Here is a 1,348-nt window from a genome sequence, read left to right on the forward strand (position 1 = left end):
CCCTCCCCCCGCCGTCGTCATCGGTGGCGGCCCCGCCGGCCTGATGGCTGCCGAAGCACTGGCCAAGGCAGGCCTGGCGGTCGAGGTGTTCGATGCCATGCCTTCAGTGGGCCGCAAGTTCCTGCTGGCGGGCGTCGGCGGCATGAACATCACCCACTCCGAGCCCTACCCGGCGTTCGTGGCCCGCTATGCCGAACGCCAAGGCGAAATCGAGGCCCTGCTACGCGACTTCGATGCTGCCGCGTTGCGCCAGTGGATTCATGGTTTGGGCATCGAAACCTTCGTCGGCACCTCGGGCCGGGTGTTCCCCACCGACATGAAAGCCGCGCCGTTGCTGCGTGCCTGGCTCAAGCGCCTGCGCGACAACGGGGTAGTTATCCACACCCGCCATCGCTGGTTAGGCTGGAACACCGAAGGCAGCTTGCGAATTGCTTATCCACAGGGCGAACGTCAGGTGAAAGCCTCGGTCGTGGTGCTGGCGCTGGGTGGCGCCAGCTGGGCGCGCCTGGGTTCTGACGGCAGCTGGCAACCGCTGCTGGCAGAACGGGCTGTGGATATCTCGCCTTTGCAGCCGAGCAACTGCGGTTTTGAAGTAGAGGGCTGGAGCGCGCTGCTCAAGGACAAGTTCGCGGGCGCACCGCTGAAGAACATCGCCCTCAGCGTCCCGGGCAGCGCACCGCGCAAGGGCGAGTTCATCCTCACCGCCCAAGGTGTGGAAGGCAGCCTGGTGTACGCCTGGTCGGCACCGGTACGCGAGGCCATCCACCGTGAAGGCCGCGGGGTGTTGTTGCTCGACCTGCTGCCGGACAAGCCTGTGGACAAGATTGCCCAGGCATTGGCCAAACCACGCGGTTCACGCTCCATGGCCAAGCACCTGCACAGCCAGCTGGGGATTGATGGGGTCAAGGCCGCACTGCTGCGCGAACTGACCGATCAGGCGACCTTTGCCGACGTTGATGCTTTGGCCCGGGCCATCAAGGCGTTGCCTATCACCCTGGTACGCACGCGGCCGCTGGATGAAGCGATCAGCAGTGCCGGCGGGGTCCGCTTCGAGGGGCTGGATGAGGGGTTGATGGTCAAGGCCGTGCCGGGGGTGTTCTGTGCCGGCGAGATGCTGGACTGGGAGGCGCCGACCGGGGGTTATCTGCTCACGGCGTGCTTTGCCAGCGGCTTGCGCGCCGGGCGGGCAGCGGCGGATTGGGTTCGGGCTTCCTGACAGCTTGCCGGGGCGGCTTCCACAAGTACTGCGTCAATCCAGATTGCACAGCCCATGTGGGAGCAACTGTCTTGCTCAATTTCTGAAAGCTGGCGCGATCCGTGTGGGAGCGGCCTTGCGTCGCGAAAGGGC

1 protein-coding gene is annotated in these 1,348 nt (G+C 65.6%); it reads left to right on the plus strand.

The window, feature by feature from the left end; genetic code table 11:
* On the plus strand, window positions 1-1,216 hold a 1,216-nt coding region (locus tag AC3WLP_RS27825; RefSeq protein ID WP_256596113.1), incomplete at its 5' end, for a TIGR03862 family flavoprotein.
* Between the last annotated feature and the right edge of the window lie 132 nt (window positions 1,217-1,348).

Source organism: Pseudomonas sp. FW305-E2 (assembly GCF_058782925.1).